The organism is Autumnicola aciditolerans, from assembly GCF_041679265.1.
Classification (GTDB): Bacteria; Bacteroidota; Bacteroidia; order Flavobacteriales; family Flavobacteriaceae; genus Autumnicola.
Genome location: NZ_JBGFSM010000018.1, coordinates 37,369 through 53,519, shown reverse-complemented (window position 1 = coordinate 53,519; position 16,151 = coordinate 37,369). Strand labels below are relative to the sequence as shown.

Sequence of the window (16,151 nt, the reverse complement as noted above, 5' to 3'; positions counted from 1 at the left end):
ACCCGGGAAAACCCGGGCTTTTGTTATAGAATTAAAATGTATTTGCCTAGGCTAAAAATTCGGTGCAGGCTTTTTCACATTCCCTGCAGGCTTTCGCACAATCCTGGCAATGTTTGGAATCATGTTTTTCACATTCATCTGCACATTCCCCGCACACCTTTTTACAATATTCCACGAGCCCGGTAACATTTGCCCCATCTATGGCAAGAATTTGAGCCAGGGCAGCGCAGGCTTCAGAACAAACTTTATCTGTACGGATACATGAAACCATTTTTTTTAAATCATCTTCATCAAGGCAGGCGTCTGCACAATAATTACAATGATTTATACAATTTCCCAGCGCATGAATAAGCTTCTCATTTCTCATAATTAATTGTTTTTTTGGTTGAACTTAAAGGTAAAAAGTATCAACAGAAATAACTTTTAAAATTATGGTAAAGACTATTGTTTTTAAGGAAAGTTTATAAAGAATCCAGGGAAATCCGCTTTTTCATCTGTTTCAGCCTGTATTCAGAAGGACTTAATCCCGTATGCTTGCGGAAAGAACTGGAGAGATAAGCGGCACTGGAATACCCGGTTTCATCTGCAATTTCAGCAATATTAAGCTCCCCGTATTCCAGCAATTCCTTTACGCGCTCTATACGAATGCTATTTTGAAAACTGGAAATACTTCTGCCTTCACTTTTACTAAAAAGATTGGTGAGATGGCTGTAATCATAATGAAGCCGGTCACTGAGAATTGCAGAAAGATTGGTATTTGCAAAATCCTTATTGTAAACCTGTTCTATAATTATACTTTTTATCGCATTAACTATTTTTTCATTCTTATCCTGAAGAAGCTCAAAACCGACCTCTTTAAATTCCTGCCGAATTTTATCCACCTCATCCTCTGTGAGATTCTTTTTTAACACAGCCTCTCCCAGTCCAATTTTCAGGAAAGGGATTTCATGCCGTAGCAGGATTTCTTTTACGGTTGCTATGCACCGGGCGCAAACAACATTTTTAATGTAAATGGTTTGATTCTTCAAAGTAAAAGATTGGATTTTAAACTATTGAACAGCCTGGCCGGGAAATTCCCGGCCGGCTGCTTCCTATTCCTAATTTAAGGTTTCTTCAGTTCTGCCACAGTTAAGCATTTTTTCTCCAAAATAGGGATTTCTAATCTCTTTGGTATTGGAATACCAGTACGCTCCTTTACCTTCAAAAGCCATAGGGCAGTACTGCTTATAAATTTCTCCTGAAGTAATTGCGCCCTTTAAAAGCGGCTGTATTGCAGAAGCCAGGTTAGAAAATGCTTCCCGCTGCACATTTATGTCTTCACTCGCCACAATTTTATTGGTCACATTTACCAGCTCTGCCCTGTCTGTATCTTTTTTAATTTCATTAAGCAGTTTTTGAGCAGATTTTTGTGCTTCCTTGGGGTTGGCTGCCACCAGGGCATCCTTTATTCCCGTGTAAGCTTCATAAATACGGCCGGTCACTTTTTCATTAAATTGTGGCACTGCCACAGAATCCTGAACTTCCGTCATACCCGCTTCAGCTTTAGCTTCCTGGTGATGTTCGTTTTGCATTGGCATTCCCTCTTCGGCAGTTTCTTTATTGTCTTTACAGGATGCCAGGCTCATACTTGCTGCTATTGCGGCAAAGAATACCGCATTTCTCATTACTCGTTTCATATTCTTTTCTTTTTAGTTATTTAAATTAATCAATCTTTTTCTATTAATAATACATATTATCTGGAGGATTAAACCTTCACTTCAATTATTAGCCCCAAAGGTCTTTTTAATTTCCCCGCAACTCAGCATAGCCTCCCCAAAATAAGGATTTTTAATATCCTTTATTTCACTAATCCAGTAGGCCCCTTTGTTGTTATTGGCCATTGGGCACCGCTGCAAATACAGCGTCCCTTTAAGGTTGTCCATATTAGAAACAAACGCCAGCACATTTTCTGAAAGTGCCACAAAATGATCCCGCTGATTCTCCAATTTTGTATTTTCTGAAATTCCCTCCAGCATGGTTTCTATCCTTTTTAAATGCGTAACCTCCATATTTCCAATGCCATCTGTCCTTAATTCCTGTACCTGCTGAAGCATTTTATAAGCCTCTGCCTTCGCCTCTTCAACATTAGAGGTTACCAGGTCGTTCTTTAAATCCAGGTAAGCATCTAAAACAGTGGTAAAATCTTCCTGAAAGGTTTCCGGCAGGCGCATTTCCATCTTCATAGGTTTTTCCTTTTCCATCACCGCACCGTTCATCATAGAAGGCTTGCCCTGCAGTTGTGCGGCGGCATCTACGGTAAAAGTTCCGTTTACCACAATCTGTTCGCCAGAATCCAAACCTTCCAGCACTTCATAACTATCGCCTCTTTGAGCTCCCAGCTTTATCTCCCGCATTTCAAAAACAGGTTTTTTAGGATTGGTTTTTACATATACCAGAGAACGCTCCCCCGTCCATAATACTGCCGATCCCGGAATAGTTATATTTTCTGAAGTTGTCCCCTCTTCCATCTCCAGCTTTCCTTTTACAAACATTCCCGGTTTTAAACGCTCATTCTCATTTTCCAGTTCTGCCCTTATCCTGATGGTTCGTGTGGAAGCATTTAACAGCGGATTTACAAATGAAATTTCTGACTCAAACTGCCTGTCTGGAAATGCATTGGTGGTAATGCTAATTTCCTGGCCTTCTTCCAACCCGGAAATTTGATTTTCATAAACATCAAAAACTGCCCACACATTATCTAAATCGGCAATTTTATAAAGCGGCTGCCCCTGGTCTACGTAATCTCCTTCCTGTACCATTTTTTCAGTCACCGTTCCACTCACGGTAGCATAAACCGGGAAATTCTCCTTTACACGGCCGGATTCTTCAATAGCATTAATCTGCTTATCAGACAGTTTCCAAAGCTTCAGTTTATTCCTTACCGCGTTGTAAAGCGAAGGCTGGTTTTCCTTTAATCTTGCGGCGGTTAAAAGCTCCTGCTGGGCAGAAACCAGTTCCGGCGAGTAAATGGTGGCAAGTAACTGCCCGCGCTTTACCTGCTCGCCGGTGGTATTGATATTCAGGTTTTCTATACGCCCGGCGAAATAGGAAGTTTGTACCGCATTTGCCTCTTCATTTATTTCGATTTTCCCAGATAGCGTAAGGCCACCGGCTGCCGCATTTGCTTTCCCCACGCTGGTGGTTTGGATATTTGCAAGCGCCATGGCATTTTTGGTAAGGCTGAATTGCTCCGGAGACAGTCCCGAATCACCAGATGCTGCCGGTATAAGATCCATCCCGCAGATGGGGCAATCCCCCGGCTCTTCCCGCATAATTTGTGGATGCATGGAACAGGTCCACATTTGCGAATCGGTTTCATGATTATGATCCTCAACAGAGACTTCAGTATTGGCAGTTTCCCCGGTTCCTCTTCCGAAGAAAAGATAACCCAGCGCAAGCCCACATAGAAGGATTACAATGTAAATAACAAACTTCTTCATATTATTAAATTTTTATCAGCTTTTTTACAATTACCATCTTCAGCAAATAGAAAAAAGAGCAGAAAAACAGACTCAAAGAATAAACGCAGAAACAGCAATACCATGCAGTCTATTTCTTTTTCTATATTCTTTATTCTTTTTTCATTCTTCCTTTATCTGCTTAAATAATTTACCATTGCCGCCTGCAGGTAATAATTTTTCACGGCCTCTATAAAACCTAGCTGAAATTTTAGCTGCATCTCCTGTATTTCCAGCACATCATTAAAATCCATGGTTCCGGTTTCATAATTTTTGACCAGGATCTCCTCGGCATCATTGGCCTGTTCTATGTTCTTCAAATAAGTGGCAGCGGTAATTTTTGCTGAATTGCGCATATTCACCGCCTCCTTCAGCATTGTTTCCAGTTTAAGCCGCTTATTTTCCTTTTGCGCCATGATTTCCTGCTGCCTTAGTTCATTTTGCCGGGTCACCGATTTGTATTTACTGCTGAAAATTGGAATAGACACCGAAATAATAGGCATCAGGATATCTTTGCCATTATCACTAAAATCCATATCCACGCGTTCGGCAACACTCACGTAATCTACACCCAGGCCAATTTTGGGCAAAGCTTCCTTTTTATTTACTTTTTCAGCCTCGGTAACCGAGCCGTACATTTCTTGAAATTTTAACAATTCCGGGTGTACTTCTGAAATCTTTTCTTCGGAAAAATCCTCCTCCGGTAAAGCCAGGGAATCGGGAATTAAAAGCGGCTGACTATCTTTCCTGTTCAGTAGTTTTTCAAACTGAACATTTTCACTTTCATAATCCTGCTCCAGGGTTTGCGCCTGTTGAGCAAGATCGTTTTGTCGCATTTGGAGCCGGAGCACGTCTACCGCCGAAGCACTTCCCACCTCCAGGGAAGTTAACGCCAGTTCATGATAAGTATCCAGCAGTTCCACATTCTCCTCCAGCACCTGCTGCCTTGCCTGCAAAGCGTAAAGCCGGTAGAAAGATTGTGCCACCGATAAAGCCAGTTTTCGCCTTGCAATGGCAACTTCAGCATATTCTGCATCGGCCATAGCACCCGCATAATTTTTCCTGGCGGTAATGGTGCCAAACCAGGGCAACATCTGCCTTACCGAAAATCGTGCTTTCTGAGGGCCGGTCCTGGTTTCAGGTTCACTTACAAAATACCCCGCGCTGAGTTCTGTATCTGGCAAAGCATCTACTTCTTCAGCTTTCTCTGCCGTTAGCTCATAACGATATTCCAGCGCCCGGAGTTCAGGATTATTCTGCTCCGCCTCCTGGATATAGTTTTGCAGCTGTTGCGCAGTTGCGGAGTGAAGAGTGAAAAGTGAAAAGAGGAAAGCAAAGAGTGAAGAGTGAAAAGTGAAAAGTGAAAAGTGAAGAATCGAATTCTTTACAGACCTTTTTCTCTTGAAATTAATATCCAGACTTATTGTTTCTCTTTTTACCATAACTAATTATTTTTAGGTTTGGCTGTTTTAATTGTACTTACCAACATAGCAACCAGTTCCCGGCATCTGGAATACAAATTTTCAAAACTTTGATTATTTAGGTAATCTGAATCTTTCATTAATTCCATCCAGTAAAGCGTCTCATTTGCTTCCTTCAATGCAATACTCAATTTATGGACAAAATCTTTTTTGCTTTCCGCAAATTCAGCTTCGCGAATTAGAGCTCCTATAGCCGTTCCACTCCGTAAGAATTGTTTACTTATCACAAATTCTTTCTTATCTGAAATCAATATTTTATACCTGCTAATAACAAGCAGAGAAAATGCATAGCTCTTATCTTTTAAAATACTTTTACCCATGAATTTTACTTAAAATTTAAACCTTTAAATATTTCTTTCCACTTTGCACTCTTCACTTTTCACTTTTCACTTTTCACTTTTCACTTTTCACTTTTCACTTTGATTTCCTTTCTCCAGCTAAACAATACCGGAACCACGAATAAAGTAATGAGCGCAATCAACATTCCTCCGAAACCGGGAATAGCCATTGGGATCATAATATCACTACCCCTTCCCGTAGAAGTAAGTACCGGCAGTAAGGCCAGAATAGTGGTTGCCGTGGTCATTAAACAGGGGCGAATCCTTTTTTCCCCGGCCTCTATAACTGAAGCTCGTATTTGAGCTTTGGTCTCGGTAACATTTTTCTCAAAAGTCTGGGTGAGGTATGTGGCCATTACCACGCCATCATCTGTCGCAATTCCAAATAGGGCAATAAAACCAACCCAAACCGCCACACTAAGATTAATGGGATGCATCTGGAAAAGTTCCCGCAGGTTTTCTCCGAAGAAATTAAAATTCAGGAACCAGTCCTGCCCGTAAAACCAGATTAGTAAAAATCCGCCGGAAAAAGCCACCGCAATTCCTGTAAAAACCATTAACGAGGTGGAAACAGATTTAAACTGAAAATACAGAATGAGAAAAATGATAATCAGGGATAAAGGTACAACTACAGACAAGGTTTTTTCTGCCCGCAATTGATTTTCATAAGTTCCGGTAAAACGATAGGTAATTCCTTCGGGCACTGTTAATTCGCCGGCATCTATTTTCTGCTGGATAACCTCCTGGGCATTTTCCACCACGTTTACCTCGGCATAGCCATCGAGTTTATCAAAAAGAACGTATCCAATAAGGAAGGTATCTTCGCTTTTAATAACCTGCGGGCCCTGCTCATAACGTATTTCCACCAGCTCGCTTAGCGGCACGGGCTTACCACCTTCCACCGGCACATAAATATCTTTAATATCTTCAGGATTGGCACGTAATTCCCTTGGATAGCGAACTCTTATCCCATAACGCTCCCGGCCTTCCACGGTTTGAGACAGCTGCATTCCGCCTACAGCCACTTCCAGGATCTGCTGCACATCTTCAATGCTTACACCATACCTCCCCAGCCTGTCCCGCTGGATATCGATAAGTAAATAAGGTTTTCCCACAATTCTGTCTGCAAAAACGGCTTCATCTTTAACCCCTTCTGCCTCTTTTAAAATTGTTTCCAGTTTTAAGCCAAAATTTTCAATGGTTTTAAGGTCAGGGCCCTTTACTTTTATCCCCATGGGAGCACGCATCCCGGTTTGCAGCATCACCAGGCGCGTTTCTATTGGCTGCAGTTTTGGAGCAGAGGTAATTCCCGGTAATTTTGTTACCCGTACAATTTCGTTCCAGATATCATCTGGCGACTCAATTCCCGGCCTCCAGTTTCTAAAATACTCCCCGTCTTCATCTTCTATAAGTTCCCCGGCCGTCACCTCGAGCATAGTGGAGATGTTATCATCTTCTTCGGCTTTTTCAAAAATTTCCTGATCCACATTGTTATTTGGATTCAGTAAAAACGTGCTGTCCTTCAGCATAAATAAACCGTCTTCATTTACTTTATAGCGTTGCCGTTCCCCATTCGCGTTGCGCATATATTCAGATTTATACTGAATAATATTCTCATACATGGAAAGCGGGGCGGGATCCAAAGCAGATTCGGTGCGGCCGGCTTTTCCCACCACCGTTTTAATTTCAGGAATATTGGCCACCGCCATATCCAGTTGCTGCAAAATGCGTTTATTTTCTTCAACCCCCGCGTGTGGCAGTGAAGTAGGCATCAGCAGGAAGGAACCTTCATTTAAGGAAGGCATAAATTCTTTCCCGGTATTTTTCATAATCAAAAACCCGAGAATTACTATTAGTGTGGGAATGGATAAAAAGAGGATTTTATTCCGAAGCGCCCAGCGTAAGATCCTGGTGTAATAATTTCTGAAGAGCATAAAACCGCCCAATATTCCGAAGGTGATAAGACTAACAAAAATCAGGTTCATAAAAATACTGCGGTCAAAGCCCAGCGGGCGCCAGTATTCGGCTAAAAGAAAAACAATAGCTACTGCGGAAATTACCACGTTTATAAGATTTGACCTTTTCGGGCTTATCTTTTTCTTCAGCAGTAAAATTCCGGTGATGCCGAAGGCCACGAGTACCAGCCCTATAAAATATCCAAATATCATAGCGGTTATTCCCAAAACAATCAGCGCAATATTCGCAATAAAACCAATGCTTGTTTTTGCGGTCCTTTTTCTGAAGAAAGCAGCCGCAAAAGGCGGGATGAGGAATAAAGCCACGATTAAAGACGCAGTCAGGGCCATGGTTTTTGTAAAAGCCAGCGGGCGGAATAATTTACCTTCAGCACCAATCATGGTAAAAACAGGGATAAAACTGATGATGGTGGTGAGTACCGCCGTAAGTATGGCCCCGGAAACTTCAGAAGTGGCATTATAAACCACTGTGTTTATGGGCAGTTTATTTCCGTTTTCATCTAAATTTAGCTCATCAAGGTGCCGCAGGATATTTTCAGAAAGGATCACTCCAACATCTACCATGGTTCCAATAGCAATGGCAATTCCCGAAAGCGCCACGATATTGGCGGGAATCCCGAATACCTTCATCGCGATAAAAACCATGAGCACCGCCACCGGCAGCAAACCCGAAATCAATACAGAAGCACGAAGATTATAAACCATTACGATAATTACCAGGATGGTAATAAGAATTTCCATGGTGAGCGCTTCATTTAAAGTGCCCAAAGTTTCCTGTATAAGTTCTGTACGGTCATAAAACGGAACAATGGTCACCTGGGAAGTACGTCCATCTTCCAGTGTTTTAGAGGGAAGTCCGCCGCTAATTTCATCAATTTGCTCTTTCACATTATTGATCACCTCCAGCGGATTCGCGCCATAGCGCGCCACGACCACTCCTCCAACAACCTCGGCTCCTTCCTTATCCAGGATTCCGCGGCGCTGTGCCGGGCCCACACTTACATTAGCAATATCTCCTATGCGCAGCGAAGTAAACTCTTCAGAAGTAATGACCGTATTTTCTATATCTTCAACAGACTCTACGTAGCCGAGACCGCGTACCAGGTACTCCGCACGGTTTATTTCTAAAGTCTGCGCGCCAATATCGCGGTTGCTTTCCTTTACCGCTTTCACCACTTCAGGCAGTCCAATATTGTACTGCCGCATCAGTTCAGGATTTACATCTATTTGATATTCCTGAACATAACCGCCTATGGAAGCTACTTCAGAAACCCCGCTGGCGGAAGAAAGCGCATATTTCACATAATAATCCTGAATGCTCCGCAGTTCCTGTAAATCCCAGCCGCCGGTAACATTTCCATCCTTATCCCTGCCTTCCAGCGTGTACCAGAAAATTTGCCCCAGACCGGTGGCATCTGGCCCTAAGGTGGGATTTACCCCTTCCGGTAATAAGTTGGCGGGAAGGGAATTCAGTTTTTCGAGGATACGGCTACGGCTCCAGTAGAAGTCCACATCTTCTTCAAAAATGATGTAGATACTGGAGAAACCAAACATAGAAGAACTCCTTATGGTTTTTACCCCTGGAATACCCAGTAAAGAAGTGGTTAGCGGATAGGTGATCTGGTCCTCAATATCCTGCGGGGAACGGCCTGCCCATTTGGTAAAAACAATCTGCTGGTTTTCCCCAATATCGGGAATGGCATCTACGGCCACAGGATTGGAGGGCAAAAACCCAAGATCCCATTTAAACGGAGCATTTACCAAGCCCCAGCCCACAAAAAGCACTAAGAGCAGTACGGCTACAAGTTTATTTTCAATTAAAAATTTTATGCCTTTATTAAGCATCTTTGAAATGTTTAAGTAATAGACTCAGATTGATAATCCACAGCGAAATTTGCAAAGAGGCGGCTGCGATTATTTGGGAAATCCGGAAAATTAAGCAGGGACAATTTTGGATGTTTGCATTACGCACCTATGAAAATGCACCTTTTCAGACTACCCAATTTCAGACTACCCAATGGGTTCTAAAACTTAAAATTCAAATAAGGAAAGTCTCGTGGAGAACAGGAAGGTCCTTCACCAGCAAGGGAGGAATATAATCTTTAAATGGTACCACATTTTGTGGCAGGCTTTCGAATAAATTAAGATATGAATAACTGAAAGCCGTGAGGAAAAGCTGCTGTTCAAAATCGAAAGAATGAAAAGAATTCTTCAGTTCATCCTGGCCGTGCACCGCAATTTTCTCATTGCTGCAACAGGAAGTTTTATTAAGCCCCTCTTTGGAAGAAGGCATTTCCATGCCGCAGGTTTTAGCTTTAGACAAAACAGCCTGATCAACTAAAATGCTTCCGCAGAAGTGTTTATCCACAGTAAACGATAAGGTGGAAAACAACACCAGCAGAGCCAGCAGAAAAGATGATATTTGAGTGATTATTTTTTTCACGCTAATGCAAAGATAAAAAATATAAATCATCTGATTTTCAATATTTCTGAAAGGAATTATGATTTTATCGATTCTTAGCTTTTTAGTTTGGTTAAACTTTTACCTCCATTTCGAGATCCATTGAACCCAGCGGATAATAATCAGAATTTATTTACAATTTTTTCGTTTAAAATTCACCCCCTGTTTGTAAATTTATGAATTTCAACTACTTAAAAACAAAAATCATGGAACATGATAAAATTATTGCAGTGGTGGGCGCAACCGGCGCACAGGGAGGATCTTTAGTTCGTGCAATCCTGAATGATCCTGAAGGAGGCTTTAAAGCGAGGGCTATTACCCGCGATGCCGCCTCAGATAAAGCTATCCACCTACAAAGTTTAGGAGCTGAAGTTGTAGAGGCCAATGTAGACGATAAAGAAAGTCTCATTAAGGCTTTTAAAGGAGCATACGGCGTGTACTGCGTCACTTTTTTCTGGGAACATTTTTCTCCGGAAACCGAAATGAAACATGCAAAAAACATGGCAGAAGCTGCGAAAACCGCAGGAGTGAAGCATGTAATCTGGTCTACTCTGGAAGATACGAGAAAATGGGTGCCGCTTGATGACGACAGGATGCCTACCCTGATGGAGAAATATAAAGTGCCCCATTTTGACGGAAAAGGAGAAGCCAATGATTACTTTATTAAGAGCGGGATTCCTTATACCCTATTGCACACCTCGTTTTACTGGGATAATTTTATAAATTTTGGCATGGGGCCTCAGCCGGGAAAAGATAATGAATGGAGCATTACGCTACCCATGGGCGATAAAAAACTTCCAGGGATTGCAGCGGAAGATATTGGGAAGTGCGCGTACCAGTTTTTTAAAGGAGGGGAAAAATATACAAATGCAAGCATTGGCATTGCCGGAGATCACTTAACCGGGGACGAAATTGCAGCAACTTTTACTAAAGTGCTTCAGAAAAAGGTGAATTGTAATAAAGTTTCCCCTGAAATGTTTCGGAGTTTTGATTTTCCGGGCGCAGATGACCTGGGCAATATGTTCCAGTTTAAGGCAGATTTTGAAGATTACTTTTGTGGTGCCCGTAACCTGGAATTCAGCAGGAAATTAAATCCTGAAATGCTTTCTTTTGAAGACTGGCTTATCAAAAACCGGGAAAGTTTTGAAAAGAGTACCGCAGCTTCTGTACAGGAATAATCATTGGGTGCGTCCTGATGCATTTCTAAGGCGATAATAATAAAAAGCGGGAAGTAAAATAAGGATAAAAACGGGATGTATTAAAAAGCGTCGTACATAAAAGAGGGCTAGATAATGCTCGTATTCAATATTCAGCAGAAGAAAAACAAAAGCTGAACCGCCAATGAGCAGAAGAATGCCATAGAGCAGGGAGGCAAATTTCACGATATTTTTATCCCGATAGGCGAGATATAAAATGGCCAGGGAAATTGCAGTATTCAGCAAAAACCGCAGTAAAAGGTTGAAGAGCAATGGCCAGAAATTATATTCTGGAACCTCGTGGTGCAGGTAATCTCTCTGGTAGAATTCGATAAGCGGATCGTAAAAAAGGTCCTTTTCGAACATACGAATCAAAATCAGCAATACTACCAATAACCCTAGCCCAAGCAATCTAAGGTACTTCATGATTTTCTCACTTTAGAATAATTACGCACCCAAATAAGCCATAAAATAAAAACAGTTCCATAAATTATAAGCGGAAACATGATGCTGTGCAAAAATGAGGTGTACTGTGGCAGTTCGTAAAGTCCGATGGCCAAAAGGGCAATTCTCAACACATTCATGGCATAAATTATTACGCTCCCAGCAAAAATATACAATAAGCTCGGGCGGGGTTTACCAAAAAATGACAATATAAAAGCAGTAAACAAAATGATGATACTTATAGAATTACAGCCCTCTACGATCCTGGCCAGATAATAATCGTTTACAAAAAGTTTCATGGAAAGCTCGGTTTTGTGGGGCAATACGGCGCCATCATAACCAAAAGCATCAATAATTGTCTCACTTTGCACTCCTACCAGGTGAGTAATAAAATCAGGAAAATATTTTTCTGACCGGAAAAATTTGAGGTAGGCATTGTAGAACATGGAAAACACGAAATAGCTGCCCAGGAACATACCCATAAACCTAAGCACCGATCCGTATTTCCTGAATAATTTAAGCAAAAAATCTTTCTGTTTTTAACAAATTTATACAAATAGAAAAGCTTGCCGACTATAAAAAATCAAATACTTTTGCAGAAAATATCAACCTTATGCCATTTCAGAAATTAAAACCACAGGTAGAAGCGATTTTAGAGAATAAAAAACTTTCTGTAGAGCACCGCCTTACGCAGGTATGCGAGCTTTTGCAGGAAAATATTCCTTATTACGATTGGGTTGGTTTTTACTTTAAAAACGGCGATAAGGAAGAGCTGAAACTGCATTCTTTTGCAGGCGAACCCACAGACCACACCATTATTCCTTTCGGCAAAGGCATTTGCGGGCAGGTTGCGGTTTCCAATAAGAATTTTGTGGTGCCAGATGTAAAGGCACAAAACAATTATATTGCCTGCAGCATTCATGTAAAGGCTGAAATTGTGGTGCCCTTATTCCTGAATGGTGAAAATATTGGCCAGATTGATATAGATTCCCATACCGAAGACCCATTTTCTCATGAAGATGAAGTCTTTTTGGAATGGGTAAATAAAAAGGTAGCTGACATTTTAGAGGGACGAAGTTAGACTTACGAGGTTAGAGGTTAGAGGTTAGAGGTTAGAGGTTAGAGGTTAGAGGTTAGAGGTTAGAAAGTAAAAAATAGAAAGTGAATCTGGAATAGCTATGAATTAACTCATTATCAATTTTTTGAGATGCTCAGCAGAATTTTCTCCTTTTAAATAAATAATCACCACTTCCCTTTAGCCCGTAAAGTACATTTTCCGGCTGGTCGCTATATATCTTTTCATGAGAAACTTTTCCCATAGAAAGGAAATTTACCAGTTGCAATACCACATTTCTATTAAAATTCCCGCCCAGCGCAAAATTCCCTCCATCATTATTAACAAATATGTAGAGTGGACGAAAACGGGAAGTTAACTTTTCTTCTTCAGCTTCCTCATTTTCAATTTTCGTGTTTTTATCAGAAAAACCAGTATAACAAATGCCGGGCGCAGGATAATGAACGGCAGTATCTGCCATAATACGTTTTTCCAGCAAATCCAGTTTTTGGCCAGGATCCTCTTCAGCATTAAGATCTTCGAGCCAGGCCTTATTCTCTTGGGAAGTTAAGATAAGAGGTTTCTCCTGGGCAAAGGAGAAGTTGCCAAAAACAGAGAAAAAAAGAAAACGAGGGTGTTGAATTTTCTCTTCATATCTATATGATTAAAAAAGAACCAGGAATCAAAAATTAGATACTTATTCCCTTTTCTGTACTTCATACTTCAAACCTCGAACCTCGTACTTCGAAGTTACATTCCCGTTCTTATTGCCTCTACAGGATCTAATTTTGAAGCGGAAATTGCCGGGATTATTCCGGAAATAAGGCCAATTATAGCAGAAACCACTGTACCTATAAAGATATTAAGCGGAGATAGCACGAATTCAAAATCGCCTGTGAATTGGGAAGCGATAAGGGAGACGATCCATACAAAGAACAAACCAATTAAACCTCCAATAACCGAAAGGATGATTGCTTCAAACAAGAATTGGGACAAGATGAATTTGTTCTTAGCTCCCAGGGATTTTTGAATCCCAATTAAACTTGTTCTTTCTTTTACACTTACAAACATAATATTGGCAATTCCAAAGCCCCCGACCAGCAGGGAGAATCCGCTAATAATAAGGCCAATTAAATTCAACTGTCCGGTAATAGTGTCTATAAAATCGGCAAATCCCTGCACCCGGTTCACAAAGAAGGTATTTACCTCTTCCGGTTTTAATCCACGGTAGCTACGAAGCTGCTGCTCTACCATCGCCACAAATTCATCATTATCTGTTCCTGCTTCCGGTTTTAAAATAATCTGGCCAAAAATATTTTCGTTGTTATCCCCAAAAATGCGTCTGGTAAAATTCACCGGCACCATTACCTGGCCATCCCGGGAATTCCCCATTAAGCCGGAGCCTTGTTTTTCTAAAACCCCAATTACCGTGAGCCGGTGCCCGTACATACGCACCTGTTTCCCCAGGGGATTGGAATTTCCGAAGAGATTTTGGGCTATCTCATAGCCAAGCACCAATACGGCCGCCCCACTGGCAGATTCGGCTTCAGAATAAAACCTGCCTTCAGCAATTTCAAATTGCTCAATATCATAAAACCCGTTAGTTACCGCCACCACACCAACACCGGTACTGGTGATATCCTGGTATTTTATAGAAGCCTGCGGCACCCCCTGGGCGAAAGTACCGGCCGCAACATCAGGCAGACTTCTCATTAAATACTGGTATTCATCATAAGATACATGCGGAAATTGTTGCCGCTTCCACTGCGGAATATCACTGGGGCCAAAAGAATATTTCATGATAATCAGGGTGCTGTTGTCCAGGGCGTTAAGACTTCCTTTCACTTCACGTTGCAGGGAATCTACGGCAGCAAGTACAGCTATAATTGAAAAAATACCAATAGTAACACCTAACAACGACAAAAATGTACGAAGCTTGTTATTGCGTAAAGCGTTCCATGCAAAAATGAAACTTTCCTTAAGGATACGTAAATAAATCAGCATAGTGAAGATAGCCGGTTTTACAGGATTTAAAGATAAGACGCAGGCGGCAATTATTCGTTACAAAATTAATTGATAAATAAGAACACCAGCCTTTAATTTTTTTAGGTGATTTACTTACTTTTGCCACCTCAACAAACACAACGCAATGAGCAACTTAAAACAAGCTAAATCTGCTTTAATTTCCGTTTTCAGCAAAGAAGGTTTAGCGCCTATCGCTAAAAAGCTTGATGAACTGGGAATTAGCATTTATTCTACCGGAGGAACAGAAAAGTTTATCAAAGACCTGGGAATAAATGTGATCCCGGTAGAAGACGTTACTTCCTACCCCTCTATTTTGGGCGGAAGGGTAAAAACGCTTCATCCTAAAGTTTTTGGTGGCATACTTAACCGGCAGGATAATGAAAGTGATGTGAGCGAGCTGGAAAAATTTGAAATTCCTCAAATAGACATTGTGATTGTGGATCTATACCCTTTTGAAAAAACCGTGGCTTCGGGCGCTTCAGAAGAAGATATTATAGAAAAAATAGACATTGGCGGGATATCTCTAATTCGTGCCGCGGCCAAGAATTTTAAAGATGTGGTATGTGTTTCTTCCGTAGAAAATTATAAGGAATTAGAAAACCTGCTGAAAGAGAAAAACGGCGAAACCAGCCTTGCCGACAGAAAACGATTTGCCGCCAAAGCTTTTAATGTTTCTTCCCATTACGACACCGCAATTTTTAATTATTTTAACCAGGAAACTGGTATTCCTGCTTATAAAGAAAGCATTGGCACCGGAAAGCAATTGCGTTACGGCGAAAATCCGCATCAAAAAGGGATGTTCTATGGAGATTTTGACGCGATCTTTGACAAATTACACGGCAAGGAACTGTCATATAACAACCTTTTAGATGTAGATGCTGCAGTGAACCTGATGGGAGAATTTAAAAACGACGCGCCTACTTTTGCTATCCTGAAGCATAATAATGCCTGCGGAATTGCCCAGAGGGAAACCATTCACCAGGCTTATGTTGATGCTTTGGCCGGAGACCCGGTTTCAGCTTTTGGTGGCATCCTTATCAGCAATGTGGAAATTGATAAGCCTACTGCTGAAGAAATCCACAAATTATTCTGCGAAGTGGTAATTGCCCCTTCTTTTTCTGCCGAAGCGGAAGAAATCCTTAAAGGAAAGAAAAACAGGATTTTACTTGTTCAGAAGGAGACAGAATTGCCAAAAACCCAGGTGAGGACCTGTCTCAACGGAGTTTTGGTTCAGGACAAGGATCTAAAGACCGATGCCGTTGAAGATTTAAAGTACGTTACAGATAATAAACCTACAGAAGAAGAGTTATTGGACATGATGTTTGCATCCAAAATTTGCAAACACACCAAATCAAACACCATAGTGCTAGCCAAAAACAAGCAGCTTTGCGCCAGCGGAACCGGGCAGACTTCCCGGGTAGATGCTTTAAGGCAAAGTATAGAAAAAGCTCATGCCTTTAATTTTGACCTTAAAGGTGCGGTTATGGCCAGCGATGCTTTTTTCCCATTCCCGGACTGTGTGGAAATTGCCGGAAATGCGGGAATATCGGCAGTGGTACAGCCGGGCGGTTCTATAAAAGACCAGGAAAGCATAGACTATTGCAGTAGAAATAATATTGCCATGGTGCTTACGGGAACGCGCCATTTTAAACATTAATTTTAGTACATTTACCAAACCT

The 16,151-nt window shown here is 41.4% G+C and carries 15 protein-coding genes; 3 read left to right on the top strand and 12 right to left on the bottom strand.

All coding sequences use genetic code 11. The features are described 5' to 3' along the window. Positions 1-46 precede the first annotated feature (46 nt). The 8 genes from AB8M93_RS16560 to AB8M93_RS16525 form a co-directional block, all read right to left on the bottom strand. A complete protein-coding gene (locus AB8M93_RS16560) occupies positions 47-367 on the bottom strand; it encodes a four-helix bundle copper-binding protein (protein ID WP_373059732.1) in 321 nt (106 codons plus the stop codon). Positions 368-461: 94 nt separating this feature from the next. After that, positions 462-1,028 (bottom strand): helix-turn-helix domain-containing protein, encoded by a 567-nt coding sequence (locus AB8M93_RS16555; RefSeq protein ID WP_373059730.1) that lies wholly within the window; start codon positions 1,026-1,028, stop codon positions 462-464. A gap of 69 nt (positions 1,029-1,097) precedes the next feature. Beyond that, a complete protein-coding gene (locus AB8M93_RS16550) occupies positions 1,098-1,676 on the bottom strand; it encodes a DUF3347 domain-containing protein (RefSeq protein WP_373059728.1) in 579 nt (192 codons plus the stop codon). Between the two features lie 81 nt (positions 1,677-1,757). Further along, positions 1,758-3,479, bottom strand: coding sequence for an efflux RND transporter periplasmic adaptor subunit (locus tag AB8M93_RS16545; protein WP_373059726.1), 1,722 nt, complete (start codon positions 3,477-3,479; stop codon positions 1,758-1,760). 152 nt (positions 3,480-3,631) lie between these two features. Further along, positions 3,632-4,939, bottom strand: coding sequence for a TolC family protein (locus AB8M93_RS16540; protein ID WP_373059724.1), 1,308 nt, complete (start codon positions 4,937-4,939; stop codon positions 3,632-3,634). Between the two features lie 2 nt (positions 4,940-4,941). Next, positions 4,942-5,298 carry a four helix bundle protein gene (locus tag AB8M93_RS16535; RefSeq protein WP_373059722.1) on the bottom strand — a complete coding sequence of 119 codons (357 nt, stop codon included), beginning with the start codon at positions 5,296-5,298 and terminating at the stop codon, positions 4,942-4,944. A gap of 80 nt (positions 5,299-5,378) precedes the next feature. Continuing rightward, positions 5,379-9,137, bottom strand: a complete 3,759-nt coding sequence (locus AB8M93_RS16530; RefSeq protein ID WP_373059720.1) for an efflux RND transporter permease subunit — start codon at positions 9,135-9,137, stop codon at positions 5,379-5,381. 193 nt (positions 9,138-9,330) lie between these two features. Then, positions 9,331-9,735, bottom strand: a complete 405-nt coding sequence (locus tag AB8M93_RS16525; RefSeq protein ID WP_489671764.1) for an HYC_CC_PP family protein — start codon at positions 9,733-9,735, stop codon at positions 9,331-9,333. Positions 9,736-9,959: 224 nt separating this feature from the next. Between AB8M93_RS16525 and AB8M93_RS16520 the strand changes: the two genes are divergently transcribed. Then, positions 9,960-10,931, top strand: a complete 972-nt coding sequence (locus AB8M93_RS16520) for an NmrA/HSCARG family protein (protein WP_373059716.1) — start codon at positions 9,960-9,962, stop codon at positions 10,929-10,931. Here the strand turns inward: AB8M93_RS16520 and AB8M93_RS16515 are convergent, their stop codons facing one another. Next, on the bottom strand, positions 10,932-11,375 hold the full coding sequence (locus AB8M93_RS16515) for an exosortase F system-associated membrane protein (RefSeq protein ID WP_373059714.1): 444 nt from the start codon (positions 11,373-11,375) through the stop codon (positions 10,932-10,934). Beyond that, entirely contained in the window at positions 11,372-11,917 is a 546-nt protein-coding gene (gene xrtF / locus AB8M93_RS16510) for an exosortase family protein XrtF (protein ID WP_373059712.1), read from the bottom strand. The genes AB8M93_RS16515 and xrtF overlap by 4 nt, the downstream gene beginning before the upstream one ends. Positions 11,918-12,006: 89 nt before the next feature. On the opposite strand from xrtF, the gene AB8M93_RS16505 reads away from it, so the two are divergent. Further along, positions 12,007-12,474, top strand: coding sequence for a GAF domain-containing protein (locus AB8M93_RS16505; RefSeq protein WP_373059710.1), 468 nt, complete (start codon positions 12,007-12,009; stop codon positions 12,472-12,474). A 130-nt stretch (positions 12,475-12,604) separates the two neighbouring features. Here the strand turns inward: AB8M93_RS16505 and AB8M93_RS16500 are convergent, their stop codons facing one another. After that, positions 12,605-12,928 (bottom strand): hypothetical protein, encoded by a 324-nt coding sequence (locus tag AB8M93_RS16500; protein ID WP_373059708.1) that lies wholly within the window; start codon positions 12,926-12,928, stop codon positions 12,605-12,607. Between the two features lie 269 nt (positions 12,929-13,197). Next, positions 13,198-14,451 (bottom strand): ABC transporter permease, encoded by a 1,254-nt coding sequence (locus AB8M93_RS16495; RefSeq protein ID WP_373059706.1) that lies wholly within the window; start codon positions 14,449-14,451, stop codon positions 13,198-13,200. A 145-nt stretch (positions 14,452-14,596) separates the two neighbouring features. Here AB8M93_RS16495 and purH point away from each other — a divergent pair, with 145 nt between their 5' ends. Next, positions 14,597-16,129, top strand: a complete 1,533-nt coding sequence (gene purH / locus AB8M93_RS16490; protein WP_373059704.1) for a bifunctional phosphoribosylaminoimidazolecarboxamide formyltransferase/IMP cyclohydrolase — start codon at positions 14,597-14,599, stop codon at positions 16,127-16,129. Positions 16,130-16,151 lie beyond the last annotated feature (22 nt).

Bases quoted from the DNA above. Each gene is read 5' to 3' on its own strand.
- AB8M93_RS16505 (WP_373059710.1), top strand. From the start codon at position 12,007: ATGCCATTTCAGAAATTAAAACCACAGGTAGAAGCGATTTTAGAGAAT.
- AB8M93_RS16530 (WP_373059720.1), bottom strand. From the start codon at position 9,137: ATGCTTAATAAAGGCATAAAATTTTTAATTGAAAATAAACTTGTAGCC.
- AB8M93_RS16540 (WP_373059724.1), bottom strand. From the start codon at position 4,939: ATGGTAAAAAGAGAAACAATAAGTCTGGATATTAATTTCAAGAGAAAA.
- AB8M93_RS16500 (WP_373059708.1), bottom strand. From the start codon at position 12,928: ATGGCAGATACTGCCGTTCATTATCCTGCGCCCGGCATTTGTTATACT.
- AB8M93_RS16520 (WP_373059716.1), top strand. From the start codon at position 9,960: ATGGAACATGATAAAATTATTGCAGTGGTGGGCGCAACCGGCGCACAG.
- AB8M93_RS16495 (WP_373059706.1), bottom strand. From the start codon at position 14,451: ATGCTGATTTATTTACGTATCCTTAAGGAAAGTTTCATTTTTGCATGG.
- AB8M93_RS16550 (WP_373059728.1), bottom strand. From the start codon at position 1,676: ATGAAACGAGTAATGAGAAATGCGGTATTCTTTGCCGCAATAGCAGCA.
- AB8M93_RS16535 (WP_373059722.1), bottom strand. From the start codon at position 5,298: ATGGGTAAAAGTATTTTAAAAGATAAGAGCTATGCATTTTCTCTGCTT.
- purH (WP_373059704.1), top strand. From the start codon at position 14,597: ATGAGCAACTTAAAACAAGCTAAATCTGCTTTAATTTCCGTTTTCAGC.
- AB8M93_RS16515 (WP_373059714.1), bottom strand. From the start codon at position 11,375: ATGAAGTACCTTAGATTGCTTGGGCTAGGGTTATTGGTAGTATTGCTG.
- AB8M93_RS16560 (WP_373059732.1), bottom strand. From the start codon at position 367: ATGAGAAATGAGAAGCTTATTCATGCGCTGGGAAATTGTATAAATCAT.
- AB8M93_RS16545 (WP_373059726.1), bottom strand. From the start codon at position 3,479: ATGAAGAAGTTTGTTATTTACATTGTAATCCTTCTATGTGGGCTTGCG.